Annotated in this window: 26 protein-coding genes; 22 read left to right on the top strand and 4 right to left on the bottom strand. The window is 51.7% G+C overall.

What is annotated here, in order from left to right; genetic code table 11:
• Positions 1 to 29: 29 nt before the first annotated feature.
• The 10 genes from I8U17_RS10550 (at position 30) to I8U17_RS10595 (ending at position 12,355) form a co-directional block, all read left to right on the top strand.
• Positions 30 to 1,211, top strand: a complete 1,182-nt coding sequence (locus I8U17_RS10550) for an acetyl-CoA C-acetyltransferase (RefSeq protein ID WP_198059374.1) — start codon at positions 30 to 32, stop codon at positions 1,209 to 1,211.
• Positions 1,212 to 1,234: 23 nt separating this feature from the next.
• Positions 1,235 to 2,089, top strand: coding sequence for a 3-hydroxybutyryl-CoA dehydrogenase (locus I8U17_RS10555; protein ID WP_198059375.1), 855 nt, complete (start codon positions 1,235 to 1,237; stop codon positions 2,087 to 2,089).
• A 28-nt stretch (positions 2,090 to 2,117) separates the two neighbouring features.
• Complete coding sequence (locus I8U17_RS10560) at positions 2,118 to 3,257, top strand: acyl-CoA dehydrogenase (protein ID WP_198055561.1); 1,140 nt, start codon at positions 2,118 to 2,120, stop codon at positions 3,255 to 3,257.
• Between the two features lie 14 nt (positions 3,258 to 3,271).
• Positions 3,272 to 4,414, top strand: a complete 1,143-nt coding sequence (locus I8U17_RS10565) for an acyl-CoA dehydrogenase (protein WP_033100433.1) — start codon at positions 3,272 to 3,274, stop codon at positions 4,412 to 4,414.
• Positions 4,415 to 4,438: 24 nt separating this feature from the next.
• Complete coding sequence (gene meaB, locus I8U17_RS10570) at positions 4,439 to 5,377, top strand: methylmalonyl Co-A mutase-associated GTPase MeaB (RefSeq protein ID WP_033100432.1); 939 nt, start codon at positions 4,439 to 4,441, stop codon at positions 5,375 to 5,377.
• Between the two features lie 12 nt (positions 5,378 to 5,389).
• Entirely contained in the window at positions 5,390 to 6,049 is a 660-nt protein-coding gene (locus I8U17_RS10575) for a TetR/AcrR family transcriptional regulator (protein WP_033100431.1), read from the top strand.
• Entirely contained in the window at positions 6,027 to 9,269 is a 3,243-nt protein-coding gene (gene icmF, locus I8U17_RS10580; protein ID WP_198059376.1) for a fused isobutyryl-CoA mutase/GTPase IcmF, read from the top strand. The genes I8U17_RS10575 and icmF overlap by 23 nt, the downstream gene beginning before the upstream one ends.
• Positions 9,270 to 9,666: 397 nt before the next feature.
• The gene (gene rpoE / locus I8U17_RS10585; RefSeq protein ID WP_232331030.1) at positions 9,667 to 10,137 is read left to right on the top strand and encodes a DNA-directed RNA polymerase subunit delta; all 471 of its coding nucleotides are present in this window, start codon (positions 9,667 to 9,669) and stop codon (positions 10,135 to 10,137) included.
• A gap of 134 nt (positions 10,138 to 10,271) precedes the next feature.
• Complete coding sequence (locus tag I8U17_RS10590; RefSeq protein ID WP_198055559.1) at positions 10,272 to 11,891, top strand: CTP synthase; 1,620 nt, start codon at positions 10,272 to 10,274, stop codon at positions 11,889 to 11,891.
• Between the two features lie 155 nt (positions 11,892 to 12,046).
• Complete coding sequence (locus tag I8U17_RS10595) at positions 12,047 to 12,355, top strand: cytochrome C oxidase subunit IV family protein (protein WP_198055558.1); 309 nt, start codon at positions 12,047 to 12,049, stop codon at positions 12,353 to 12,355.
• A 51-nt stretch (positions 12,356 to 12,406) separates the two neighbouring features.
• Here the strand turns inward: I8U17_RS10595 and I8U17_RS10600 are convergent, their stop codons facing one another.
• On the bottom strand, positions 12,407 to 13,597 hold the full coding sequence (locus tag I8U17_RS10600) for an MFS transporter (RefSeq protein WP_052154092.1): 1,191 nt from the start codon (positions 13,595 to 13,597) through the stop codon (positions 12,407 to 12,409).
• A 251-nt stretch (positions 13,598 to 13,848) separates the two neighbouring features.
• On the opposite strand from I8U17_RS10600, the gene I8U17_RS10605 reads away from it, so the two are divergent.
• Entirely contained in the window at positions 13,849 to 14,352 is a 504-nt protein-coding gene (locus tag I8U17_RS10605) for a GNAT family N-acetyltransferase (RefSeq protein ID WP_033100427.1), read from the top strand.
• 556 nt (positions 14,353 to 14,908) lie between these two features.
• On the opposite strand, the gene I8U17_RS10610 is transcribed toward I8U17_RS10605, so the two are convergent.
• The gene (locus tag I8U17_RS10610; protein ID WP_033100426.1) at positions 14,909 to 15,358 is read right to left on the bottom strand and encodes an SRPBCC family protein; all 450 of its coding nucleotides are present in this window, start codon (positions 15,356 to 15,358) and stop codon (positions 14,909 to 14,911) included.
• Positions 15,359 to 15,629: 271 nt separating this feature from the next.
• Between I8U17_RS10610 and kapD the strand changes: the two genes are divergently transcribed.
• Positions 15,630 to 16,232: a 3'-5' exonuclease KapD gene (kapD, locus tag I8U17_RS10615; RefSeq protein ID WP_033100425.1), complete on the top strand. Its 603-nt coding sequence runs from the start codon at positions 15,630 to 15,632 to the stop codon at positions 16,230 to 16,232.
• A gap of 21 nt (positions 16,233 to 16,253) precedes the next feature.
• Here the strand turns inward: kapD and I8U17_RS10620 are convergent, their stop codons facing one another.
• A complete protein-coding gene (locus I8U17_RS10620; protein ID WP_198059377.1) occupies positions 16,254 to 16,778 on the bottom strand; it encodes a GrpB family protein in 525 nt (174 codons plus the stop codon).
• A 167-nt stretch (positions 16,779 to 16,945) separates the two neighbouring features.
• On the opposite strand from I8U17_RS10620, the gene I8U17_RS10625 reads away from it, so the two are divergent.
• The 8 genes from I8U17_RS10625 (at position 16,946) to I8U17_RS10660 (ending at position 23,969) form a co-directional block, all read left to right on the top strand.
• On the top strand, positions 16,946 to 17,314 hold the full coding sequence (locus I8U17_RS10625) for a response regulator (protein ID WP_033100423.1): 369 nt from the start codon (positions 16,946 to 16,948) through the stop codon (positions 17,312 to 17,314).
• Positions 17,315 to 17,336: 22 nt separating this feature from the next.
• A complete protein-coding gene (kal, locus tag I8U17_RS10630) occupies positions 17,337 to 17,714 on the top strand; it encodes a 3-aminobutyryl-CoA ammonia lyase (RefSeq protein ID WP_198059378.1) in 378 nt (125 codons plus the stop codon).
• 31 nt (positions 17,715 to 17,745) lie between these two features.
• Positions 17,746 to 18,570 carry a 3-keto-5-aminohexanoate cleavage enzyme gene (gene kce / locus I8U17_RS10635; protein ID WP_033100422.1) on the top strand — a complete coding sequence of 275 codons (825 nt, stop codon included), beginning with the start codon at positions 17,746 to 17,748 and terminating at the stop codon, positions 18,568 to 18,570.
• A gap of 86 nt (positions 18,571 to 18,656) precedes the next feature.
• The gene (fba, locus tag I8U17_RS10640) at positions 18,657 to 19,511 is read left to right on the top strand and encodes a class II fructose-1,6-bisphosphate aldolase (protein ID WP_033100421.1); all 855 of its coding nucleotides are present in this window, start codon (positions 18,657 to 18,659) and stop codon (positions 19,509 to 19,511) included.
• A gap of 79 nt (positions 19,512 to 19,590) precedes the next feature.
• Positions 19,591 to 20,238 carry a fructose-6-phosphate aldolase gene (gene fsa / locus I8U17_RS10645; RefSeq protein ID WP_198059379.1) on the top strand — a complete coding sequence of 216 codons (648 nt, stop codon included), beginning with the start codon at positions 19,591 to 19,593 and terminating at the stop codon, positions 20,236 to 20,238.
• Between the two features lie 365 nt (positions 20,239 to 20,603).
• Positions 20,604 to 21,566: a class II fructose-bisphosphatase gene (gene glpX / locus I8U17_RS10650; RefSeq protein ID WP_033100419.1), complete on the top strand. Its 963-nt coding sequence runs from the start codon at positions 20,604 to 20,606 to the stop codon at positions 21,564 to 21,566.
• A gap of 62 nt (positions 21,567 to 21,628) precedes the next feature.
• Positions 21,629 to 22,903 (top strand): transcription termination factor Rho, encoded by a 1,275-nt coding sequence (gene rho, locus I8U17_RS10655; RefSeq protein WP_198059380.1) that lies wholly within the window; start codon positions 21,629 to 21,631, stop codon positions 22,901 to 22,903.
• Positions 22,904 to 22,982: 79 nt separating this feature from the next.
• Positions 22,983 to 23,969 (top strand): M23 family metallopeptidase, encoded by a 987-nt coding sequence (locus I8U17_RS10660; protein ID WP_052154091.1) that lies wholly within the window; start codon positions 22,983 to 22,985, stop codon positions 23,967 to 23,969.
• Positions 23,970 to 24,007: 38 nt separating this feature from the next.
• Here I8U17_RS10660 and I8U17_RS10665 read toward each other — a convergent pair whose 3' ends face one another.
• Positions 24,008 to 24,172 (bottom strand): hypothetical protein, encoded by a 165-nt coding sequence (locus tag I8U17_RS10665; RefSeq protein WP_160173826.1) that lies wholly within the window; start codon positions 24,170 to 24,172, stop codon positions 24,008 to 24,010.
• A gap of 69 nt (positions 24,173 to 24,241) precedes the next feature.
• Here I8U17_RS10665 and rpmE point away from each other — a divergent pair, with 69 nt between their 5' ends.
• Together rpmE and I8U17_RS10675 are read left to right on the top strand one after the other, a co-directional pair.
• Complete coding sequence (gene rpmE / locus I8U17_RS10670) at positions 24,242 to 24,442, top strand: 50S ribosomal protein L31 (RefSeq protein WP_033100418.1); 201 nt, start codon at positions 24,242 to 24,244, stop codon at positions 24,440 to 24,442.
• Positions 24,443 to 24,663: 221 nt separating this feature from the next.
• The gene (locus tag I8U17_RS10675; RefSeq protein ID WP_033100417.1) at positions 24,664 to 25,257 is read left to right on the top strand and encodes a thymidine kinase; all 594 of its coding nucleotides are present in this window, start codon (positions 24,664 to 24,666) and stop codon (positions 25,255 to 25,257) included.
• Positions 25,258 to 25,277: the final 20 nt, after the last annotated feature.

Here is a 25,277-nt window from a genome sequence, read left to right on the forward strand (position 1 = left end):
GTAGAACAATGCGTGAGGGAGAGTGACCAATGGTGAAAGCGGTAATTTTAGGCGGGGCAAGAACGCCTTTTGGCAAATTTGGCGGTGCATTGAAAGACGTTCCAGCAGTCGAGCTCGGGGGGACGGCGATCCGGGCCGCTCTCGAACGAGCCGGGGTGGAAGTGGAAATGGTCGATGAAGTGATCATGGGGATGGTGCTCCAAGGGGGAGCGGGGCAAATCCCTTCGCGCCAGGCGGCACGTCTTGCCGGTTTGGGATGGGAAGTCGGCACGGAAACGATTAACAAAGTATGTGCTTCCGGGTTGCGCAGTGTTACCCTGGCAGATCAGATCATTCGTGCGGGAGATGCCGGGGTGGTGGTGGCCGGCGGGATGGAGAGCATGAGCAATGCTCCTTACATTTTGCCGTCGGGGCGGTTTGGCCAGCGCATGGGTGACGGGAAAATGGTCGATCTCATGATTCATGATGGTTTGTGGTGCGCTTTTCACGATGTGCACATGATCGTCCATGGCAGCAATACGGCCAAGGAATACAACGTGACGCGCGAAGAGCAGGATGCATGGGCGCTTCGCAGCCATCAGCGGGCGCTTGAAGCCATTAATCACGGGCGGTTTGCCGATGAGATCACTCCGGTAACCGTCAAAGTAAAGAAACAGGAGATCGTCGTTGACCGCGATGAAGCCGTTCGCGCCGATACCACGCTGGAAAAACTGTCCGGGTTGAAACCGGTTTATCTCCAGGATGGCACGATTACCGCCGGCAATGCGCCCGGGGTAAATGACGGTGCAGCCGCTCTGGTGGTGGCCTCAAGCGAGAAAGCACAGGAATTGGGGATCAAGCCGTTGGCAAGCATCCTGGGTCACGCAGCGGTGGCGATGGAAGCGAAGGATTTTCCGATCACCCCCGCTTATGCCATCAAGAAACTGCTGAAAAAGCACGGGCTGACCGTCGCACAAATCGATCTGTTTGAAATTAACGAGGCGTTTGCTGCGGTTGCGCTGGCCAACAGCAAACTGCTTGGAATCGATCCCGGGAAGCTCAATGTAAACGGAGGCGCGGTTGCTTTGGGCCATCCGATCGGCGCCAGCGGAGCGAGAATTTTGTTGACGCTGATCATGGAACTGAAACGCCGCGGCGGCGGATTGGGTGTGGCCGCGATTTGCAGCGGTGCGGCCCAGGGCGATGCCGTTTTGGTCAAAGTCGAAGGCTAAAAGCGAAAAGGTGGGATGAATCGGTGGAAATCAAGCGGATCAGCGTTATCGGAGCAGGGCAGATGGGGAGCGGGATCGCCCAGACGGGAGCGCAGGCAGGCCTGGACGTCACCCTTGTCGACATGGCGGAAGCGCCCTTGCAAAAGGGATTGGAGCGGATTAAGGGGAATTTGCAACGGGCCGTGCAAAAAGGGAAGATTTCCGTTCAGGAGATGGAGGCGGTGCTGGGACGCATCCGTCCGGTATTGAAACTGGAGGAAGCGGCAGCCGAGGCGGATCTCGTCATCGAGGCCGTTGTGGAAAACATGGAGGTAAAGGCGGACGTCTTCCGAAAACTGGATGTACTCTGCCCGAAACATGCGATTTTGGCCAGCAATACTTCGTCGCTTCCGATCACGGAAATCGCTGCTGTCACCAAACGCCCGGAAAAAGTGATCGGCATGCATTTTATGAATCCGGTTCCAGTGATGAAGCTGGTCGAGGTGATTCGCGGTTTGCAGACAGCGGACGAGGTATTTGCCGCAGTAGAGCAATTGGCGAAACGGATGGGGAAAGTTCCCGTCGAGGTGAATGATTTTCCCGGCTTTGTATCCAACCGCGTTCTGATGCCGATGATCAACGAGGCGATTTATGCCGTTTATGAGGGCGTGGCCACGCCGGAAGCGGTTGACCAGGTGATGAAACTGGGCATGAATCATCCGATGGGTCCCTTAACCCTGGCTGATTTTATAGGACTGGATACCTGTTTGTACATCATGGAGATTTTGTATGAAGGTTTTGGAGACAGCAAATACCGTCCGTGTCCCTTGTTGCGCAAATATGTGAAGGCCGGTTGGCTGGGACGCAAGAGCGGGCGCGGCTTTTACACCTATGAATGAAATTGCGTGATGTGGAGCGTGAAGAGCAGTGGACTTGAGGCTGACGGACGAGCAGGCGATGATGCGCAAGATGGTGAGGGATTTTGCGTGTGAGGAGATCACACCTTTGATCAGCCGTATGGAAGAAAACGATGAATTTCCGCGGGCTTTAATTTCCAAGATGGGAGAAATCGGCCTGATGGGGATTCCCGTTCCGGAAGAGTACGGGGGAGCCGGGGCTGACTTTTTATCTTATATTCTGGCGATTGAGGAAATTGCCAAAGTGAGTGCCGCAGTCAGCGTGATTCTGGCAGTGCACACCTCGGTCTGCACTCTTCCCATTTTGAAGTGCGGAACGGAGGAGCAAAAACAGAAATATGTGACGCGATTGGCCAGCGGGGAGCAGGTGGGCGCTTTTGCCTTGACGGAGCCGCACGCCGGTTCCGATGCCGCCCGGATTCGAACCGGCGCGCGCCGGGTGGGGGACAAATACATCCTGAACGGAAGCAAGGTGTTTATTACCAACGCGGAAGCGGCCGATGTTTTTCTCACCTTTGCCGTGACCGATCCGTCCCGGGGCAAAAAAGGCATCACGGCGTTTATCGTGGACAGGGATACCCCCGGTTTTCGGGTGGGGGAAAAAGAGAAAAAAATGGGGCTGCATGGTTCGGGCACTTGCGAACTGATTTTTGAAGAGGCGGAAGTGCCCGCGGAAAACCGGCTGGGAGAGGAAGGAGAAGGATACAAGGTGGCCCTGAGCAATCTGGCCGGCGGAAGAATCGGCATCGCCGCCCAGGCGCTCGGCATTGCCCAGGGAGCGTTCGATGCCGCACTCTCCTATGCAAAGGAACGGAATCAGTTCGGAAAGCCGATCGCCAAGCAGCAGGCGATTCAGTTCAAACTGGCCGATATGGCTACAGAGATCGAAGCGGCCCGCCTTCTGACCTATCGTGCTGCCGATTTGCGCGCACAGGGAAAACACTGTCGCCTTGAAGCTGCGATGGCGAAGAGATTTGCCACCGATGTGGCGATGAAAACAGCGGTCGAAGCCGTGCAAATTTTTGGCGGGTACGGATATACGCGGGAATTTCCGGTTGAGCGATTTTTCCGTGATGCAAAGGTAACGCAAATCTATGAAGGAACCAATGAAATTCAGCGGATCGTGATCGCAAATGAACTTTTGGCATAAGAGGAGGAACCCCCATGCATTTTAAACTGAGTGAAGAACATGAAATGATGCGCAAGATGGTCCGCGAATTTGCGCTGAAAGAAGTCGCTCCGACAGCGGCTCTCCGCGATGAGAAAGAAGAATTTGACCGCTCCATTTTTGACCGCATCGGGGAACTGGGATTGGCCGGGATTCCCTGGGAGGAGGAATGGGGAGGAGCCGGGGCTGATTTTTTGAGCTACGTGATTGCGGTGGAGGAATTGTCGCGCGTCTGCGCTTCCACCGGGGTCACCTTGTCGGCCCACATTTCACTGGCGAGCTGGCCGATTTATAAGTTTGGAACAAAAGAGCAAAAAGAGCGTTTTTTGCGTCCTTTGGCGGAAGGAACCAAGCTGGGGGCCTACGGCTTGACGGAGCCGGGTTCCGGTTCGGACGCGGCGGGAATGAAGACGACTGCGGTAAAAGACGGGGATCACTACGTTTTAAACGGGAACAAGATTTTTATCACCAATGGCGGTGAAGCGGAGATTTACGTCGTGTTTGCGCTGACCGACCCTGCGCTGAAACACAAAGGGACGACCGCTTTTATCGTGGAAAAGGGAACTCCCGGTTTTTCCATCGGCAAAAAAGAGAAAAAATTGGGAATCCGTTCCTCTCCCACGACGGAAATCATTTTTGACAATTGCCGCATTCCGGCTGACCAACGTTTGGGAGAAGAGGGAGAAGGCTTTAAAATCGCCATGATGACGCTTGACGGGGGCCGGAACGGCATCGCCGCCCAGGCGCTCGGCATTGCCCAGGGAGCATTTGATGCCGCGCTCTCCTATGCAAAAGAACGGAACCAGTTCGGGAAGCCGATCGCCAAGCAGCAAGCGATTCAGTTCAAACTGGCCGATATGGCGACACAGATTGAAGCAGCCCGCCTGCTCACCTACCAGGCTGCCTGGCTCGAGTCACAAGGTCTCCCTTACGGAAAGGCATCGGCGATGGCAAAATTGTACGCCGGTGATATCGCGATGCAAGTGACGACGGAAGCGGTTCAAATCTTTGGCGGTTACGGCTACACAAGGGAATATCCGGTCGAACGCATGATGAGGGATGCGAAGATCACGCAGATTTATGAAGGAACCAATGAGATCCAGCGCGTGGTGATTTCAAACCATCTGCTCAGGGAATAGCGGTTTGGCCGGGAGGGACGGAAAGTGGCCGATTTGATCAGGCGCTTGAAAGAAAAGGACAAACGGTACATTGCCCGCGTAATCAGCCGCATTGAAAACGGGGACCCGGAGCGGGAGCAATTGCTTGAGGCTCTTTTCCCGCATACCGGGCAGGCGTATGTGCTCGGCATTACTGGGTCTCCCGGTGCCGGCAAAAGCTCGCTCATGAACGGGTTAATCCGTTATCTCAGACAAAAAGGGATGACTGTGGCGGTCATAGCCATCGACCCGACCAGTCCTTTTTCCGGAGGCGCCATTTTGGGTGACCGCGTCCGCATGACCGGACATTCCCTGGATGAGGGCGTATTTATTCGCAGCATGGGCAGCCGCGGCAGCCTGGGCGGATTGTGCCGGGCGGCAAAGGATGCTGTGAAAGTGCTGGATGCGGCGGGATATGATCTGGTGCTGCTGGAAACGGTCGGGGTGGGGCAGGCGGAATTGGATGTGATGCATGCGGCGGATTCTGTTTCCCTGGTGCTCAATCCGACAGCGGGGGATGTCGTTCAGGTTTTTAAAGCGGGCATTATGGAAATCGCCGATCTTTTTGTGATCAACAAAGCGGATTTGCCGGGTTCGCATCGCCTTGCGGAGGAAATTGAACGCATGCTCGATCTGAAGCCTGATCTCCCCTGGCGTCCTCCCATTGTCAAAACCATCGCGACCAGGGAAGAAGGACTGGTGCTGTTATGGGAAAAGCTGGAGGAGCATCGCCGCTTTCTTGAGCAAACCGGTGAGAGGAGGCGAAGGCGGCAGCGTCAGGCTGAGTTGGAGCTGAAGGAGCTGGTGCAGGATTTGCTCGGGCAAAAACTGGCGGAATCGCTCGCTTCCCCTGACTGGCAGCATGAGCTTTCCCAGGTGGTTTCCCGGCAGAAAAGCCCGATTTCCGCTGCGCGTGAATGGTTAAGGCGTGTCCGATTTGACTAGAGAGGTGAGGAGATGAAAAAGAATTCCGAACTGATTCCCTCGATGATCAAGGATCAGCGCCTGATCGAACAGCGGCGGGCCCAGATCATCGAGGGAGCAGTGCGTTTGTTTGTGGAGAAAGGGTTCCATAAAACGACAACGCGGGAAATCGCGAGAGAATGCGGATTGTCGATCGGGACGATGTATGAATATATTCAGAGCAAGGAAGATGTTTTGTATCTTGTTTGTGAATATATCCATTCGGAATTGGAAGATCGTTTGCGCAGAGTGGTTGCGGAAGAGGATCAGGGAGCCGTTTCTCTCTCCAAGGGATTAAAGCAGCTGTTCAGAGTGATGGAAGAGATGCGGCCGCTCGTTTTGCTGATTTATCAGGAAACGAAATCGCTCCCGAAAGACAAGATGAAATATGTGTTGCGGAAAGAAGAGGAAATCACCGGGATTTTTGAGCGGATTTTGCAAAAAGGGATGGAAGATGGAACGATTCAGATCGATCCTTCCTCCGTCAAACTGATGGCCCATAATATCATCGTGATCGGCCAGATGTGGACGTTCCGCCATTGGGCGGTCGGGAAGCACTATGGGTTGGAGGAATTTACCGAGCGGCAGATGAGCCTGCTTCTCGGCGATCTGACAACGGGAGGAAAGACGGATGGGAAAACCAGCGCAACCTAAGCATGCCATTCGGTTTATAACGGCAGCGAGCCTGTTTGACGGACATGATGCATCCATCAACCTGTTTCGCCGCCTTTTGCAAGATTCAGGTGTGGAAGTGATTCATCTCGGACACAACCGATCCGTCGATGAGATCGTGGAAGCGGCCATACAGGAAGATGTACAGGGAATCGCCGTTTCTTCCTATCAGGGCGGACACACCGAGTTTTTTAAATATATGATTGATTTGCTAAAAAAGAGAGGCGCTGCCCATATCCGCGTCTTCGGCGGAGGCGGGGGCGTTATTATTCCCCGGGAAATACGAGAGTTGGAGGAATATGGCGTATGCAAGATCTTTTCCCCGCAAGATGGCCGCGACATGGGCCTGATGGGAATGATCGAGTTTATGGTGCGGCAGTGCGATTTTTCGACGATTGAGAACGTTTCCTGGGAAATGAATGCCTTGAAAACCGGGGATAAAAAAGAGATTGCCCGGTTGATCACGCTGGTTGAAGAAGCGGCCGAAAATGAGCAATGGCGGCAAACGGCGTCTTCGCTTCTGGAAGAGATCGGGGAGGAAGAGGAAAAGGTGATCCCCGTCGTCGGAATCACGGGAACCGGCGGAGCGGGAAAAAGTTCGTTGACCGATGAGCTGGTACGCCGTTTTCTCGAAGATTTTCCGGAAAAAAAAGTGGCGATCCTGTCGGTCGATCCATCGAAACAAAAAACGGGCGGTGCGTTGCTGGGAGACCGTATCCGCATGAATTCCGTGCATCATCCCCGGGTCTATATGCGAAGCTTGGCCACGCGGCGCACCCGTTCCGAACTGAGCGGAGGGATTCGCGGGGCGATCCGTGTGTTAAAACGGGCCGGCTATGATTTCATCATTGTTGAGACAAGTGGAATCGGGCAGGGAAATGCCGATGTGATTCAGGTCAGCGATGTCTCCGTCTATGTGATGACTTCGGAATACGGCGCACCGTCCCAGTTGGAAAAAATCGAGATGCTGGATTATGCCGATCTGGTCGCCATCAACAAATTTGACCGCAAGGGTTCCGAAGATGCGCTGCGCGACGTGAAGAAACAATACCGGCGCAATCATAAATTATTCGAGGCTCCTGATGAGGAAATTCCGGTTTATGGGACGATGGCCAGCCGTTTCCACGATCCGGGCACCAATCGGTTTTATCGCGCCCTGATCGATAAAATCAGGCAAAAATGCGGAGTCGACTGGCAATCTGAAATGACCGTGAGCGGGGATCTCAACATTCACTATATTATACCGCCGGAGCGAACCCATTACCTGCGCGAAATCGCGGGAACCGTTCGCAAATACCATCAGCAGTCCGAGCGCCAGGCGGAATGGGCAAGCCGTCTCTATCAACTGGAGGGAAGCAAGGCTGTCTTGCAGGATGAAGAAGATGCCTCCGTCCGGGAGAGGCTGGAGCAAAAGATTAAAGAGGTCGAGGCAAAACTCACTCCGGAGAACAAGGAAGCGCTTAAAAACTGGCCGGAAATGATGAAAGCTTATCGGCAGGAGCAGTTCGTCACCCGGATTCGCGGGAAGGAGATCCGTGTTCCCCTGTATACCGAAACGCTTTCGGGGACGATGATTCCCAAAGTGGCTCTGCCCCGTTTTAAGGACTGGGGCGAAATCCTTCGCTGGTTGCACAAAGAAAACCTGCCTGGCTACTTCCCGTTTACTGCCGGGGTTTTCCCGTTCAAGCGAACCGATGAGGACCCTAAGCGGCAGTTCGCCGGTGAGGGATCGCCGGAGCGAACCAACAAGCGCTTTCACTATTTATCGAAAAATGATCAGGCGAAGCGGCTGTCCACTGCTTTTGACAGTGTGACGCTGTATGGGGAAGACCCGGATGAGCGGCCGGACATTTACGGGAAAGTCGGAGAATCCGGGGTCAGTATTTGTACCTTGGAAGATATGAAGAAACTGTACGCCGGTTTTGATCTGTGTGCGCCCAACACGAGCGTGTCAATGACGATTAACGGCCCGGCGCCGATTTTGCTCGCGATGTATTTTAATACGGCGATTGAACAACAAATCGAAAAGTTCCGTTCCACCGAAGGGCGGGAGCCGACGGAGGAGGAAAGGGAAAAGATCAAGCGGGAGACGCTGAAGCGGGTGCGCGGAACGGTGCAGGCGGACATCCTGAAAGAGGATCAGGGGCAAAATACCTGTATTTTTTCCACGGAGTTCGCTTTGAAGATGATGGGTGACATCCAGCAGTATTTCATCGACTACGGCATTCGCAATTACTATTCCGTCAGCATCAGCGGTTATCATATCGCCGAAGCCGGGGCCAATCCGATCACCCAGCTGGCCTTCACCCTGGCCAACGCTTTTACCTATGTGGAATATTACCTCAGCCGCGGGATGAAGATCGATGATTTTGCACCCAACCTCTCGTTCTTTTTCAGCAACGGAATGGATGCTGAGTATTCGGTGATCGGCCGTGTGGCCCGGCGCATTTGGGCCATCGTCATGAAGCACCTCTACGGGGCGGGTGAGCGGAGTCAAAAGTTAAAGTATCATATTCAAACATCGGGCCGCTCCCTGCACGCGCAGGAAATCGACTTTAACGACATCCGCACGACGCTGCAAGCCCTGATGGCTATTTATGATCAGTGCAATTCGCTCCATACCAATGCCTATGATGAGGCGATTACCACCCCGACGGAGGAATCCGTGCGCCGCGCCATGGCGATTCAACTGATCATCACCAAAGAACTGGGGCTGGCCAAGAATGAAAACCCCCTCCAGGGTTCCTTTATAATCGAGGAGTTGACGGATCTGGTTGAAGAAGCCGTTCTCAAAGAATTTGAGCGCATCAGTGACCGCGGCGGGGTGCTCGGGGCGATGGAGACGCAGTATCAACGCAGCAAGATCCAGGAAGAGTCTCTCTATTATGAGACGAAGAAGCATTCGGGGGAATTGCCGATTATCGGGGTCAATACGTTTGAAAACCCCAATCCGCCGGAGGATTATGAGCTTGAACTTTCCCGGGCGACACCGGAGGAAAAAGAAAGGCAAATCGCCAACCTGCGTGCTTTTCAGGAGAAAAATCGCGAAGCGGCTGAAAAAGCGCTGGCCAGATTGAAACAAGTGGCAAGAGAGAATGGGAATCTGTTTGCTGAATTGATGGAAACGGTGAAAGTGGCCAGCCTCGGGCAGATTACCCATGCTTTGTACGAGGTGGGCGGACAATATCGCCGGAATATGTGAACCGGGCCATCAATGGTTCCCTGAGGCTGTCGGGTAAATTTGCGGAACTGAAGGGAAGGGGCTTGGTGCTTTTTTGCCGCGGCTTTTCGATGAAGGAGCGGGGAAGCATCAAGACCCGACGGAATCCTGTTTCAGGACTTTGTAAACATGCTGAGGGCCTTATACAGAGGCCCTTTTTTTGCTGTCAAAACAAAGACAGGATTCAGGCTGACAGGTGTGTTGGCGGAAGATATGAAGGCATAAACAGGGGGAATCACGAATTTGTAGAAGAAAGGGGGCGCTGAATAGCGATAATCCCTTCTTTTGGTTGACTTCCCCCGGTTTTTGGATAAAATAGTTGTACGAGAAAAATAGGGATTCTACGGGACGACCTATATTTGGGAAGGATGTGTCCAGCTTGAGTGACAACCTCGCTTTGGAGAAGATCAGAGAAACCGCCATGGTAGATTTGGCCTACAACCTGTTGAAGGAAAAAGGCGACGCGATGATCTACCGGGAGATCATGGATGAAATCGCCAAGATCAAAGGATTTACCGAAGAAGATATCACAAGATACATTGCGCAGCTCTATACGGAAATCAACATTGACGGCCGTTTTGTCTGTGTGGGACGGAATTTGTGGGGGCTTCGTGAATGGTATCCGATCGAGCAGGCTACGGATTCGGCTGTAGCCGGGAACATCAAAGAGGATGATCTGGACGACGAATTGGACAGTGATCTGTATGAGGATGAGGACGAGGATTACGATCTCGATGCCATGGACGAAGATGATCTCGATCTCCCCTTGGACGACGATGAAGACAATCCGTTCGGGGAATTGGATGATGAGACGGAAAACGGAGACGATGACGAAGAGCTTAAGCCTTGACAAGAAAACGTGCCTACGATAAATTATTTTTTGGGCTCATTATGAACGGATTCAAAAGAGCGCCCCTAAACCGGGGGGCGCTCTTTTCTATTTTTTGATAACTGGGGCATCCTATTTTTGGAGGGAAGATCATTATGGCGAAATATATTTTTGTAACCGGAGGTGTGGTTTCCTCACTGGGCAAGGGAATCACGGCTTCCTCATTGGGACGATTACTCAAGAATCGCGGCCTGAAAGTAACCATTCAAAAGTTTGATCCGTACATTAACGTCGATCCCGGTACGATGAGTCCTTATCAGCATGGCGAAGTGTTCGTGACGGATGACGGGGCCGAGACCGATTTGGACCTGGGCCATTATGAACGCTTTATCGATATTAACCTCAGCAAAAACAGCAACGTGACCACGGGAAAAATTTACTCTGCCGTGATCAATAAAGAACGGCGCGGTGATTATCTGGGCGGAACCGTGCAGGTGATTCCCCATATTACCAATGAAATCAAGGATCGCGTCTTCCGGGCGGCACGGGAAACAGGTGCCGATGTGGTGATTACGGAAATCGGGGGGACGGTCGGCGATATCGAAAGTTTGCCGTTCCTGGAGGCGATTCGCCAGATCAAAAGCGATGTCGGGCGCAAAAATGTAATGTATATTCACTGCACATTGGTTCCGATGCTGAAGGCGAGCGGTGAGTTAAAAACAAAACCGACGCAACACAGTGTCAAGGAATTGCGCAGCATCGGCATCCAGCCCAATGTGATTGTGTGCCGCACGGAACACCCGCTGTCCGAGGAATTGAAGCGGAAGATCGCCCTTTTCTGCGATATCGACCGGGAAGCGGTGATCGAGGCCCGCGATGCGGAAACGCTGTATGAAGTTCCGTTGATGATTCAGGAAGAGGGATTGGACGAAATCGTGGTCCGGCATTTGGGGCTTGAATGCGGAAAAGCGGATATGACCGATTGGATTCGCCTGGTGGAAAAAGTGAAAAACCTGACCCATACGACCCGGATCGCCATCGTCGGCAAATATGTAGCCTTGCATGATGCTTATATGAGCGTGGTGGAGGCACTGCGCCATGCCGGGTTTGAACGGGACACCGACATTGAGGTGAAATGGGTCAATTCCGAAGACGTGACCGAGCAAAATGTGGATGAGTTGCTCGGAGATGTGGATGGCATCCTCGTGCCCGGCGGCTTCGGCGACCGCGGGATTGAAGGGAAACTGGTAGCCACCCGTTACGCCCGGGAGAACAAAATTCCGTTCCTGGGGATTTGCCTCGGTATGCAGATGGCTTGTGTCGAGGGGGCACGCAACGTACTCGGATTGGAAGGGGCGCACAGCTCAGAAATTGACCCGTCCACCCCGTACCCGATTATTGACCTGCTGCCGGAACAAAAAGAAATCGAAGATAAAGGCGGCACGATGAGGCTGGGTCTGTATCCGTGCAAACTGGAGCAAAACAGCCGTGCTCATCAGGCTTACGGGAAAGATTTGGTCTATGAACGGCATCGCCACCGCTATGAGTTTAACAATGAATACCGCGAACAGATGGAGAAAGCGGGATATCGTTTTTCGGGAACCTCACCGGACGGCCGTTTGGTGGAAATCGTTGAGTATGACCACCATCCGTGGTTTGTCGCTTCCCAGTTCCATCCGGAATTCATCTCCCGCCCCAACCGGCCGCAACCTCTGTTCCGTGAGTTTGTCAAAGCAGCATTGAACAGCAAACTGAAAGAACAGGTAAATGTATAAAGTTCACAATGGACGGAGCCCGGATCGTTTTCCGGGTTCTTTTGTGCGGTCATCACTTGTCAGATAATTGTAAATAGTTTAAAATGAAAGATGAAGTGTAGGATCGGCCGCTTTCTTTTAACCAAGCTGAACGTTCGGTTCGGGAGGGATGGACGATGCAGCCGGATTGGGTGAGACAGAGGGAGCCGGAAAAAAGGGTGAAGCGGGAATCTCCCTGGAAACATGTATTTTCCTTCGTTTGGATGATCCTGTTTACGGCGATCGCCTTCTGGATTATCGGGGAGAATAAACTTAGTCTGGAACAGACTTTCTGGATCATCCTGATTTTGGCCATCCTGCAAGTGATCCTGCAACTTTTCACCTTTATGCATCTGGCGCAAAGAGGCTATGGCATCGTAATTCTCTTTTTCGCTCTCGGTCTGTTGATCGCCGTGATTTCAGCGGTGGGAATCATCTTGATGTAATAAAGAAGGCAAAAGGTGGCGATACTGGCAGCCACCTTTTTTGAATGGGTTTCATTTTTCCTTTGCTGCCAGCTCTGTTGAGGGCGGCTTTTTTTTCGTCAAGGCCAGTCCGGCGATCAGGATCACCCCGATGAATGTAAACAGGCTGAAAAAGCGGTACACGGAAAAAATGCCAAAGGCGTCCAAAATCATGCCGCCGATAAGGACGAAAAACCAGTTCCCCAAACCGGACGTCATCGCGGCGTTGAGAGAAACGGCGGTTGTTCTCACTTCGGGGGGCGCAACCGACTGGATGTAAATCAAAGAGGCAGGGAAAAAAATGCCGATCGTCAGCCCCTGTGTCAGGGTGAGAATGATCACCCAGGCCAGCGGCAAGTCAAACGAATAGAAAAACCAGCGAATCGCGCCGATGACACCGGCACAAATCGCCATCAGATGAGGGCCGTGTTTTTCAATCCATTTGCCCGAGGTATTCCAAATCGGGATTTCGCTGCCCGCCCCCAGCAAAAAACAAAAGCCGACCCCGGCCACTGTTCCCCCGATTGCCTGGTAATACAGGCCGAAGTAGGAGTTGTGGGCCAGGAGTGGTCCCATGACGCAAAAACTGGCGGTCAGGAAAATAAGAAAGCGGGGCATTCGCATCAGTTTGACCAGCCCTTTGCCCACTTCGGCCCGCCGGAATTCCCCTTCACGCGGCATGAACCAGGCGAAGATGGCGCTGATCCACAGACTGAAGGCAAAAGCGAAAAAGATGACCTTCAGGCCGAACATTTCCGCCAACGTACCGCTGACCCAGGCGGCAAAAGCGAAGCCGGCTGCACCCCACAGGCGGAATCGCCCGTAATTCAGCCCGTTTTTCGACGTGTAGTTCAGGGTCAGACTGTCGGTAAGCGGGTTGATTGCCGCCTGAAACACGGCCAGCAGGATCGCGGCGGCAAAAATGAGAAAGTATCGGTCGAAAAAGAGAAACAAAAGTCCGAGCAGACCGGTAACGATAATGGAGAGCATGAGCAACTGGCGGGGTTTGCGCGTATAATCGCTTAAAAACCCCCACAAGGGCTGGGTGAACAACATGACAATCGGGCCGATGGAGAGGATCAGCCCGGTTTGGGTTCCGGATAGTTGAATTTCCTCTTTCAGGTACACGCCGAATAAAGTGGAGAATGCACCGAGGGCGAAATAAGCCAGAAAATAAACCAGGGTTATGGATAAAAGAGTGCGTCTTTTTGTTACAGAATTCATGGGTAGTCCTCTCTTTGTCTGATTTGGCAAAAAGTGTTTTTTTATATGGATGTGGAAAAATATATAGTGCATGATCCAACCATCTGTCGGCAGGCAGGTTGCCATGGCAGGGGAGCGAGCTGTGCCGGGGAATTCGGATCCGCAGCCGGCGAAAAAGGCGGTCAACGCCATCAGACGAAAAATTCCCTTCGGTCTCCCTGCAGATCATGAAATGAACATGCCTGATATTTCATCGAGAAAGGATAAGTAGGATGCAGTTGACAACAGCCCAGCCGGAACAACTGGAAGAAATTGTGCACATGTTTGAAGATGTAAAAAAAGTGATGGCGAAGAACAACATATACCAATGGAATCAGGATTACCCCAACCGCGACATTATAAGTGAAGATCTGAGACAAGGTCACTTGTACCTGATGCAAAAAGACGGAAAAGTGGCCGCCGCCGTGACGCTTGACCGGTTTATTCCGCCGGAGTATGACGAAATATCATGGCGCGACCGGTCGGGCCAATATCTCGCTGTTCACCGTTTATGCGTCAACCCGGTTTTTCAGGGGCAGGGGATTGCCAAAAAGCTGGTTCAGGAGATTGAAAACTTTGCCCGTGAAAAGGGGTATACAAGTATTCGCCTCGATACGAAAACAACCAATCAGCGGGCGATGAACCTTTATGAATCTCAAGGTTATGAGAAAAGAGGGGAGTTTTATTTTCCCGATTTTGATCGCCCTTTTGTCGCCTATGAAAAAGTGCTTCACTGAACACAAACGAGCAGCAACCGTGGGACATCCGGTTGCTGTTTTTCTGTGAAAGTGTCGCAGGGCGGGCTGCGGGCAGCACCTCTTCGTTCCCCGCGAGTTTAACGGCCGGTTGAAATGGACGCAAGCCTCCGTTTTCATGATTCATTCTAACATGTTTTATTTTGTGACTCTAAGGATTTTTATAGGTCTTTTTAAAAAACAGTTATTCATTTTCAATTTTATCTGATTGCAAGCAAGTGGCATCTGTCTCCGCCGGGAGGCAAATGCATCAAACGGAGGGGGGATCACGCGGATGGGATTTTTGACCGAAGAGAGTTCCATTTGCGCCCGGAGATTGGGGATGAGGCGGCAAGAGTCCGGGATCAACTTCTCCCTCCGATAGGATGCAACTTCACACGCCGGAATAAATCTAACTAATATAAAGGATTTTTTGTATATAAGTGAGAAAAAGATAGTGAAGACCAAAGGAAAAAGCAACTGAAGTATTATCTCCCGGACCGTCTGCATACATAAGAGTAGAATCAGGGATTTTTTGGCATGTTCGTGCAAAAAGGGGCTATTTGCCCCCGGTTTCAATGAGATAAACCAAGTTTTTCAGTTGCTTTTTTATTTTCACCCGTGCCGACATCAGCATCATCGATGCGACCGCCCGCGACAGCAGGCTTCGGGATGTGATCATGCGTTTGTAATGCAGGCGGCAGCTTTGGGGGGTCAGGGGTTCTAGACGGAAAATCTCTTCATATGGAAGGCGGGAATCGTTGATGCGCACCCCATAGATATTGGGAGAGTAAAATTCGATCACTTCCCCTTCCAGCTCCAGCAGTTGATGATCTTGCCGGAACTGTCTTTTAAATTGGCTTCCCACGGGGTTTTCGGGGTCAAACGGTGTTAACCAAACGGTATCGATCAGTCCGCTTATCCACTTCTTTTGTTTATCGGTATCGTAAATCCAGGAAAATGCTTGATCAATCGAAACGCCTATATCCAACTGTTGAGTGAGGATCATTTTTCCCCTCCGCTTATGTAGTAGTTGAGAAAAGTGAGATTGGTTTTCATCGACTGTTTAATTATCTTATAACACATTTTCACGCGAATGTGTCGCCTGCTTGCCCGACAAAAAACGATCATGTTTTGTCGGAAAAAACCGGAGATGAGGCTTGGCGGACGGGGATGGGGCATCAACGCCATCGGGAATGTCGCTGTAGGGTGTCCCAATCCTTGCTGGCAACAAACTTTTACAGAAAAAGACCGGTGACCGGGTTGCAGGAGGTTATGAGGTGGAGCGTCTTCTGTTTATCGACTTTGAATTTACCATGCCGGAGAAGACGGAAAAAGAGAGGACTCACTTCCCGGAAATCATTGAAGCGGGTGTGGTGCTGGTGGAAGACGGAAAGATTATCCGCCAGTATCGTTCGTTTGTCAAACCGGAAATCAATCCGACCCTGACCGAGAGGTGCAAGCGATTTCTGCAGATTTGCCAGGAAGATGTGGATCAGGGAATTACCTTTAGGGAACTGATTCAAACCCTTCATTCTTTTTATCGGTTGGGTTCAACGGTTGTTGTGACGTGGGGAAACATGGATATGGTCGTCTTGCGCAAATCCTGCCGGTATTGGAATATTCCTTTTCCATTTGAAGGGCGGGAAAGAGATTTGTCGATTGAATACATGCGCTTTTACGGCGAGCGGAATCAGACCGGATTGACCAAGGCGCTTGAGCAATACGGCAAAAAGGAGAAACGAAAACACCATCGCGCTTTGGAGGACGCGCTCATGACGTTTGAGATCTTTCAGTATCTGCAGCGGGATAAACAGTACTTGTACAATAAAGCGAAAAATCGCATCGGGGATTTTGTCGATTTAACCCGCGTCAGGGCTTAAGCGGCGGGAGCCTGTCGCTGATCAGCGCTTGCCTGTCTCCCACCACCGCATCGCTTTTTGCTCCAATTCCTTGATCAAGTCGTTTTTCCCGGAAATGTAATGCTCGATGGAAGCAGGATATTGCTTTGCCAGATTGATTTTCAACTCGGCATAGCGCCTTGCTTCATCGGGATGGGCGCGCAAGTAGTCACGGAAGGCGAGATGCCGCGTGATCTCGGGATTGCCCCGGGCAAAGATGTGAACGTGATGGGTGTGTACCTGCTCGCTTCCCTTAAAAAAGTAGCGTCTGCCCGGAATTCCGTATTCCCCCATCGGCACATATCCGATTGCCTTCATGTTTCCGGTCAGTTTATCGATTTTTTCAATGTCGTTGACAACGGGGATCAGGTCGATAATCGGTTTGGCGGCCAGACCGGGGACCGCGGTGCTGCCGATGTGATGGATGCAGACTGCTTCCGGACCCAGCGCTTCTTTGATTTTTTTCGCTTCGGCGGCAAATTGCTCCGGCCAGCGAGGATTGTAGGGCGTGACGATCACTTTCCGCATGGCTTTCCCCCATTTACCTTAATTACCCAAGTTCATTATAAGTCAAATTTTCCTCTTGATTTGCAGGAAATGGGCAGATCGATAAAAAAATAATAGTCAATATTATCGTTTTCATTTGCCTTTATTCAGGTGAAAAGAAAATTGACGGTGCGGGGGAGGTTTCGCGGTTGGCTCAAAACAAAAAGGTACTGGTCGTGGATGATCAATATGGCATCCGTTTGCTGTTGAAGGAAGTTTTCTCCAAGGATGATCTTGAGTTTTTTCAGGCGGCCAACGGCAAGCAGGCACTTGAAATCATACAATCGGAAAAGCCCGATCTCATATTATTGGATATGAAGATGCCAGGGATGGATGGTCTGGAACTGCTGCGACGGATCCGGCAGTTTGGAAATAAAGCGAAAGTGATCATGATGACCGCTTACGGTGAACTGGACATGGTGGCCGAGGCCAGCCGGCTGGGGGCGGTTACCCATTTTACAAAGCCTTTTGACATTGAAGAACTGCGAATGGAAGTGATTCGGCAACTGGCATCTTAAGAATCGGCAAAGGAGTGGCGAGATGATTGAAGCGAAAATTCGACTGCGCATGAGCCAGACCGATGCGCACTACGGGGGGAATTTGGTTGACGGGGCGCGGGTCATGTCCTTGTTCGGCGATGTCGCAACCGAGATCCTGATTCGGCACGACGGGGATGAAGGTTTGTTTGTCGCTTACGACCTGGTGGAGTTTCTCGCGCCTGTTCATGCCGGCGATTTCATTGAGGCGATTGGCCGTTTGGAAAGGGTGGGAAATACCAGCCGCAAGATTGCTTTTGAGGCATATAAAGTGATTGAGGCCGGGGTTGACCCTGATCGCCCCTACCGGGCTCAGGTGTTGGAGCAGCCCCTTTTGGTCGCTCGTGCTTCGGGCACCTGTGTAGTACCAAAAGGCAGATAGGCTGACTTTTTTGTGTTCGGAGGGGAAAGAGATGTCAAAATTGATGATCACGGCAGCGTTGGTCGGAGCGGAAGTGACGCGCGACGATACTCCATACCTGCCCATCACCCCGGAAGAGATCGGCCAGGCCGCATTGGAGGCGCGGGAAGCGGGGGCGGCAATCGCCCATATTCATGTGCGGGATGAAAACGGGGCGCCATCGCAATCCAAGGAGCTCTATCGCCGGGCGATCGAAGAGATCGAAAAGCGGACTGACATTATTATCCAGGTTTCAACCGGCGGCGCCGTGGGAATGACAGCCGAAGAGAGAATGCAACCGCTGACTTTGCGTCCGGAGATGGCCACATTGACCACGGGAACGGTTAATTTTGGGCAGGATGTGTTTATGAATACGCCGGAACAGTTGCTCGCTTTTGCCGAAGAGTTTGAACGTTACGGGGTCCGTGCTGAATTTGAAATCTTCGATGTGGGAATGATAGCTAACGCGATGCATTTGGTCAACAAGGGTTTTTTCACTGGGCATCTTCATTTTGATTTCGTCATGGGTGTGCCGGGAGCGATTCCCGCTACGGCGGAGAATTTGCTGCATCTGGTGCACCAGCTGCCGGAGGGGGCAACATGGACGGTGGCAGGGATCGGCCGGCATCAGTTGCCGATGGCGACCCTCGGTATTGTCTTGGGCGGTCATGTTCGCGTTGGCTTGGAAGACAACATTTATTATAAAAAAGGGGAATTGGCAACCAATGCGCAATTGGTGAAGCGGGTGGCACGTATTGCCAAGGAACTGGGGCGTGAGATCGCATCACCGGATGAAGCAAGGCAAATTTTGCATTTAACGAAAAGTAAATTTTATTAATGATCGAGATGATTTCTACCCAATTCCAATATCTAGTGCTATAATGACAAAATGATAAAATACAGGTTTAAAAAGGAGGCTTACATATGCCACTCGTATCAATGAATGCTTTTTTGCCCCAAGCGAAAAAAGAGGGTTTTGCCGTAGGGCAATTCAATATGAATAACCTTGAGTTCGTTCAAGCGATCGCCGCTGCAGCCGCAGAAGAGCGCTCACCCTTTATCTTTGGTGCAAGTGAAGGTGCAATCCGCTATATGGGTTTGGACAATGTCGTCGCCCTTGCCAAAGTAGCCGCCAAAGAATCCGGTGTTCCCGTCGCCCTTCACCTTGACCACGGAAGCAGCTTTGATGTCGTGATGAAGTGTATCCGCGCAGGTTTCTCCTCTGTTATGTTTGATGGTTCCCATTATCCTTTTGAAGAAAATATTCGCCTGACCAAAAAAGTCGTTGAAGCAGCCCATGCTGTCGGCGTCTCTGTCGAAGCCGAACTCGGAACGATCGGCGGGGTGGAAGATGATCTCGAAGTAGCCGAAGAAGATGCTCATCTGGCTAATCCGGAAGAGGCCATCCGCTTCTGGGAAGAAACACGCGTCGATGCCCTGGCGATAGCGGTTGGAACGGCGCACGGGATGTACAAAGGGGAACCGAAAATCCGCTATGACATCATTGAAAAAGTGGCGAGCAGCATCGAGGCGCCGATCGTGCTTCACGGCGGTTCCGGCGTTCCGGACGAATCGATTAAAAAGGCGATTGCCGCCGGCGTAGGCAAGATCAATGTAAACACCGAGAACCAAGTGGCGATGGTGAAAGTCGTCCGTGAACTGTTGGATCAAAATCCGAATATGATTGATCCGCGCAAATATCTGGGTCCTGCCCGTGAAGCGATGAAAGAAGTTGTCAAAGGCAAAATGCGCCTGTTTGGCAGCTCGGGCAGGGCATAAGCTTTTAATTTGGTCGCGGAACGATTTACTGGACCATCCGGGCCTGTGATCGACTTATCAGAGTTTGGAGGAATGGATGATGAAATTTTTCCTGGATACCGCGATTGTTGACGAGATCCGCGAAGTGAATGAATGGGGCCTTTTGGCGGGCGTGACCACGAACCCAAGTTTGGTTGCCAAATCAGGGCGCGTCTTTGAAGAAGTCCTCAAGGAAATTCTCGGCATTGTTGACGGCCCGGTAAGCGCCGAGGTGATCAGCCGCGAGGCGCGAGGCATGATTGAAGAGGGAGAACGCTTGGCTCAGTTGTCGGAAAATGTGACGATTAAAATTCCGATGACGACCGAAGGGTTAAAAGCGGTTCACCACTTTGCCAAAAAAGGAATCAAAACCAATGTAACCTTGATCTTTTCCGCGAACCAGGCGCTAATGGCTGCCAGGGCCGGGGCTACTTTTGTCAGCCCGTTTGTCGGGCGCCTGGATGATATCGGACAGGACGGGTTGGAACTGATTCAGGACGTTGCAGAGATCTTTGGAATCCATGGCATTGACACGGAGATCATTGCCGCCAGCATCCGCCACCCGATGCATGTGATACAAGCCGCCCTGAGCGGAGCACACATTGCAACCGTCCCGTTTAAAGTGATCGAGCAAATCGTGCATCATCCGTTGACCGACCAAGGAATTGAAAAATTTGAAGCCGATTGGAAAAAAGCGACGAAAGCGTAACTTTTTTTAACTGGCGGCAGGCGATCAATCCTGTCGCCAGTTTTCCCCTTCCTTTTTTTCCAACATGGCCTTTTATTTTTATACGGGATCCTTCTGATGAAAAGGATTTCCGGCGTCAGAGGCGAAATAACCTTGACGGGGGATGTTTTCGCCCGACCGAATCCTCTCGCTTTTCCCCACACCCGTAATTACTGCCGCCACTTGCCAAATTGTCCCGGCCGATCCGCTTTCATCATGCCACTTTTCCCTGTGCCGTTCCCGCACCGGTTAAATAGGATGTAACATAATCATAAATATGTTACTCTATTTTTGGTAATGTGATACCATGAAGCGAAAGTATAAAAGGCTACGGGAGGTAGGTTAAAGTGGAAAGAAGCTTGACGATGGAAATCGTTCGCGTGACAGAAGCGGCGGCGATTGCTTCGGCTCGCTGGATGGGATTTGGCAAAAAAGACGAGGCGGACAGTGCCGCAACGGAAGCGATGCGTACCGTTTTTGACACAATTCCGATGCGTGGAACCGTGGTGATCGGAGAAGGCGAAATGGATGAGGCGCCGATGCTTTATATCGGGGAACGGTTGGGGCTGGGTTATTTGCCGGAGGTGGACGTGGCCGTTGATCCGCTTGAAGGAACCAATATCGTGGCCAAAGGTTTGTGGAACGCGATTTCTGTGGTTGCCGTAGCCAATCGCGGCTGTCTGCTTCATGCTCCCGATATGTACATGGATAAAATCGCGGTTGGACCCAAAGCGGTGGGCAAGGTGGACATTGACGCCCCGGTGGAGGATAATTTGAAGGCGGTTGCTAAAGCGTCAGGAAAAGATATCGAGGATCTGGTCGCGGTTGTGCTGGATCGTCCCCGCCATGCAAAATTGATTGAGGAGATTCGCAAAGCAGGGGCAAGGATAAAACTGATTCCTGACGGGGATGTGGCTGCAGCGATCCATACGGCTTTCCCCGACACGGGCGTTGATATTTTGTTTGGTTCCGGCGGTGCACCGGAAGGAGTTTTGGCCGCGGTGGCGCTGAAATGCCTGGGAGGAGAAATCCAGGGACGCCTGCTTCCGGAAGATGAGGAGCAGTTCAACCGGTGCGTCAGCATGGGATTGAAAGATCCGAATAAAGTATTGCGCATGGAGGATCTTGTCAAGGGAGATGACGCGATTTTTGCGGCCACGGGAGTGACCGACGGGGAACTCTTGAAAGGGGTTCGCTATCAGGGGAATCTGGCAAAAACCCATTCTGTCGTCATGCGGGCCAAAACGGGAACGGTTCGGTTTATGGAAGGAACACACCGTCTTGAGAAAAAACCGAATCTTATTCTATAATTGAGCCCTCCCCCTGTTTTGGGAGGGGACTATTTTACAAGAATCGAGTGGTGATGCAATCCATGGAGGAGCTCACGCTGAGCGAGCTGGAAAACCGCCGGTTGGTTGATTTGTACAAACTGGCGAAAGAATATCAGATTCCTTATTACTCGCAGATGAAAAAGAAAGAACTGATTTTTGCCATTTTAAAAGCAAAAGCCGAACGCGACGGCCTGATGTTTATGGAAGGCGTTCTCGATGTTCTGCCGGAAGGCTACGGTTTTTTGCGCCCGATTAACTTTCTCCCTTCCTCAGAGGATATCTACATCTCTGCCTCGCAGATTCGCCGTTTCGATTTGCGGACCGGTGACCTGGTCTCCGGTAAAGTAAGGCCGCCCAAAGAAAATGAGCGCTACTTCGGATTGCTCCACGTGGAAGCTGTAAATGGGGAAGATCCCAACGTAGCGGCGGAACGGCTTCATTTTGCAGCACTCACACCGCTTTATCCGCAAGAGCGCCTCATCTTGGAAACGACTCCGGAACGGATTTCCACCCGGATGATGGATTTGATCGCCCCGGTCGGATTGGGGCAGCGCGGCTTGATTGTAGCCCAGCCAAAAGCGGGGAAAACGATGCTTTTAAAGGAAATTGCCAACAGCATCACGAAGAATTATCCCCAAATCGAACTGTTTGTGCTTCTGATCGATGAACGTCCCGAAGAAGTGACCGACATGCAGCGGTCAGTCGATGCGGAAGTGGTCAGTTCCACTTTTGATGAATTGCCGGAAAATCACATTAAGGTGGCGGAACTGGTGCTGGAACGGGCGCAAAGGCTGGTGGAGCACAAAAAAGATGTCGTGATCCTGCTCGACAGTATCACCCGTTTGGCTCGTGCTTACAACCTGGTCATCCCTCCGAGCGGACGCACCTTATCCGGCGGGATTGATCCGGCGGCTCTTCACCGTCCAAAACGCTTTTTCGGTGCTGCCCGCAATGTGGAAGAAGGCGGAAGCTTGACCATTTTGGCCACAGCTTTGGTGGATACGGGATCGCGCATGGACGATGTGATCTACGAGGAGTTTAAAGGAACGGGAAATCTGGAATTGCATCTTGACCGGAAACTGGCCGAACGCAGAGTTTTTCCGGCGATCGACATTCGCCGTTCCGGTACCCGCCGCGAAGAGCTTCTGCTTAGCAAAGGCGAATTGGAAAAGCTTTGGCAACTGCGCAAATCGATCAACGATTCTCCTGAATATGCGGAAGCGCTGATCAAAAAACTCAAAAAAACAAAAACGAATGAAGAGTTTCTCGCTTCGCTGGAACCGAAATCTCTCCGACCGACCACATCTGTTTCCTGAACTGTCATATCACTCAATTTTCCCGCATAAGGATGATACCGGGTTGATTACCCAAATTTCATCTTTATGAGGTGCTGACATGTCTTCCAAACGTGCCTTGTTGGCTTCTTCCCTCGCCATCTCCACAACCGCTTCCTGGGTGGTGGGAAACGATCAGCATCCGGCTTTTGCTGAGGATCACTTGGCTGGAATGGATGCGGACCCCGACCAGGAACATATTGCGCAAGAAGCAGTCATTCAGTATTTAAACCCGATTTCGCAAGTAGCGGAGGGGAACCTGGCCGCCACAGTGGAGACAAAACCACTCACATACCAAGTGAAAAATGGGGATACCTTGTCCTCGATCGGCCGTTTTTTCGGAATGCCCTATGAGGATCTGGCCCGATTTAACCGCTTGGAAAATCCCGACTTTCTGGAAGAGGGGCAACAGCTGAATATTCCGCTGGTTCGCAAATGGGTACGTCTGAAGTTTGGCGATACGGCAGAGCGGTTGGCCCGGGAGTACAAAACGACGAAAGAGCTGCTTCTCCATCTCAATCCCGATTTGGATAAAGCGACGTATGCAGGTCAATTGGTGGCTGTGCCGCAAAAGGTGGAGATTCCCAAACAATCGTCTCCGGTCCCTGTGGAGAAAGAGAACCGGAAAAACCAAATGAAACTGGTGAAAGGCTCGGTTGTTCCCTTTCAGGGGTCTTATGTGTTCCGGTGGCCGATCACCGGGCAAATCACCAGCAATTTTGGCTGGCGCCATGGCCGGATGCACAAAGGGATAGATATTTGGAATGCGGCCAAGTCACAGACGGAAATCCATGCAGCGCTCGGAGGAACCGTCGTTCGCGCAGGTTACGCCGGTACTTACGGAAATCTGGTTGTCATCGATCACGGAGGTGGTTGGGTCACCTACTATGCGCATTTAAGCCGTATTATGGTGAGCAAGGGGGAAAAGGTCTCCACCGGGCAACAACTCGGATACATGGGGCAGACCGGAAGAGCGACGGGTTATCATCTTCATTTTGAAGTTCGCAAAAATGGCAAGGCTATCAATCCACTCCTTGTTTTGAAATAATCGATTGATTATTCCATATTGATTATCCCGAAAAATTATTAACCGATTCTGATCCGGATCCCGGCAGGCAGACGCCCGTCGCCTCCCGGCTGGGATGGCTGGGATGTCCGCTTTTGCCGTGGATCAGGCGTATTTTCCTGTTTAGCCGGACAAGGTGGTGGCTTTTGCCATGGGCGGCCACCTTGCGATGCTCTGTTAAACATGCTATAATACTCCAGTGATTCGAATAGATCGATTTTGTTTTTTACAGGCCAGGAAAAGAGGTGAGAATCATGAAAGCAGGAATTCATCCGGCATACAAATTGGTTACTGTCACCTGTGCGTGTGGAAATACATTTGAAACCGGATCGACCGTGGAAAACTTGCGCGTGGACATCTGTTCCGAATGCCATCCGTTCTACACCGGCAAACAAAAAACAGTGAATGCGGGCGGTCGTGTCGATCGTTTCAAAAAGAAATACAACCTCAAATAAGCAGTTTGACACTGAAGAGTCTCCAGGCAAGCGACCGTATTGGCCTTGCCTTTTATTTTTATCGTGAATTGTTATCTTTTGGCGCTAAATGTAAAAAGTACTCATACTTTCTTCTTTGCTCTGTGATAAAATAGTTACGGTTTGGATTGTCGGGATCGCATCCAGTTTCTGAAACGCTGGGTGCTTTTTTTACGGGTAAAACTGCATAGGGAGGAACATCAATGACAGACAGAATTATTGGCAGGGAGCGGGAAGGCTGGATTGAAGTGATTTGCGGGGGAATGTTTTCCGGGAAGAGCGAAGAGCTGATTCGCCGCATCCGCCGTGCCAAAATCGCCCGGTTAAACGTACAGGCGTTTAAGCCGGCCATTGATGACCGTTACCATAGCGACGCGATTGCTTCTCACAATGGTCTGATCGCCGATGCGCGGCCGGTGTCCAAAGCGGAAGAGATTCTCTCATGCCTTGCGGAGAATACCGATGTCGTCGCGATTGACGAAGTGCAGTTCTTTGATGATGCCATTGTGGAAATCTGCCAACAATTGGCTGATCGCGGAATCAGGGTGATTCTGGCCGGACTGGACCAGGATTTTCGCGGAAAGCCGTTTGGACCGACGCCTGTGTTGCTTGCCGTTGCCGAATATGTGACCAAATTGCAGGCGATTTGCGTAAAATGCGGAGCTCCTGCCAGCCGTACACAACGTTTGATCGACGGCCTTCCGGCTGCAGATGACGAGCCGGTCATCCAGGTGGGGGCGCTGGAGCAATATGAGGCGCGATGCCGCCATTGCCATGAGTTGATTTCCCATCAATAAACGGAGTGGACCGCCTTACA

It is taken from the genome of Thermoactinomyces sp. CICC 10521, from assembly GCF_016055135.1.
In the GTDB taxonomy this organism is placed as follows: Bacteria; Bacillota; Bacilli; order Thermoactinomycetales; family Thermoactinomycetaceae; genus Thermoactinomyces_A; species Thermoactinomyces_A daqus.

Coding starts and splice junctions, on each gene's coding strand:
- I8U17_RS10550 (WP_198059374.1), top strand. CDS start 30: ATGGTGAAAGCGGTAATTTTAGGCGGGGCAAGAACGCCTTTTGGCAAA.
- I8U17_RS10565 (WP_033100433.1), top strand. CDS start 3,272: ATGCATTTTAAACTGAGTGAAGAACATGAAATGATGCGCAAGATGGTC.
- I8U17_RS10575 (WP_033100431.1), top strand. CDS start 5,390: ATGAAAAAGAATTCCGAACTGATTCCCTCGATGATCAAGGATCAGCGC.
- icmF (WP_198059376.1), top strand. CDS start 6,027: ATGGGAAAACCAGCGCAACCTAAGCATGCCATTCGGTTTATAACGGCA.
- I8U17_RS10590 (WP_198055559.1), top strand. CDS start 10,272: ATGGCGAAATATATTTTTGTAACCGGAGGTGTGGTTTCCTCACTGGGC.
- I8U17_RS10595 (WP_198055558.1), top strand. CDS start 12,047: ATGCAGCCGGATTGGGTGAGACAGAGGGAGCCGGAAAAAAGGGTGAAG.
- I8U17_RS10600 (WP_052154092.1), bottom strand. CDS start 13,597: ATGAATTCTGTAACAAAAAGACGCACTCTTTTATCCATAACCCTGGTT.
- I8U17_RS10605 (WP_033100427.1), top strand. CDS start 13,849: ATGCAGTTGACAACAGCCCAGCCGGAACAACTGGAAGAAATTGTGCAC.
- I8U17_RS10610 (WP_033100426.1), bottom strand. CDS start 15,358: ATGATCCTCACTCAACAGTTGGATATAGGCGTTTCGATTGATCAAGCA.
- I8U17_RS10620 (WP_198059377.1), bottom strand. CDS start 16,778: ATGCGGAAAGTGATCGTCACGCCCTACAATCCTCGCTGGCCGGAGCAA.
- kal (WP_198059378.1), top strand. CDS start 17,337: ATGATTGAAGCGAAAATTCGACTGCGCATGAGCCAGACCGATGCGCAC.
- kce (WP_033100422.1), top strand. CDS start 17,746: ATGTCAAAATTGATGATCACGGCAGCGTTGGTCGGAGCGGAAGTGACG.
- fba (WP_033100421.1), top strand. CDS start 18,657: ATGCCACTCGTATCAATGAATGCTTTTTTGCCCCAAGCGAAAAAAGAG.
- fsa (WP_198059379.1), top strand. CDS start 19,591: ATGAAATTTTTCCTGGATACCGCGATTGTTGACGAGATCCGCGAAGTG.
- rho (WP_198059380.1), top strand. CDS start 21,629: ATGGAGGAGCTCACGCTGAGCGAGCTGGAAAACCGCCGGTTGGTTGAT.
- I8U17_RS10660 (WP_052154091.1), top strand. CDS start 22,983: ATGTCTTCCAAACGTGCCTTGTTGGCTTCTTCCCTCGCCATCTCCACA.
- I8U17_RS10665 (WP_160173826.1), bottom strand. CDS start 24,172: ATGTTTAACAGAGCATCGCAAGGTGGCCGCCCATGGCAAAAGCCACCA.
- rpmE (WP_033100418.1), top strand. CDS start 24,242: ATGAAAGCAGGAATTCATCCGGCATACAAATTGGTTACTGTCACCTGT.
- I8U17_RS10675 (WP_033100417.1), top strand. CDS start 24,664: ATGACAGACAGAATTATTGGCAGGGAGCGGGAAGGCTGGATTGAAGTG.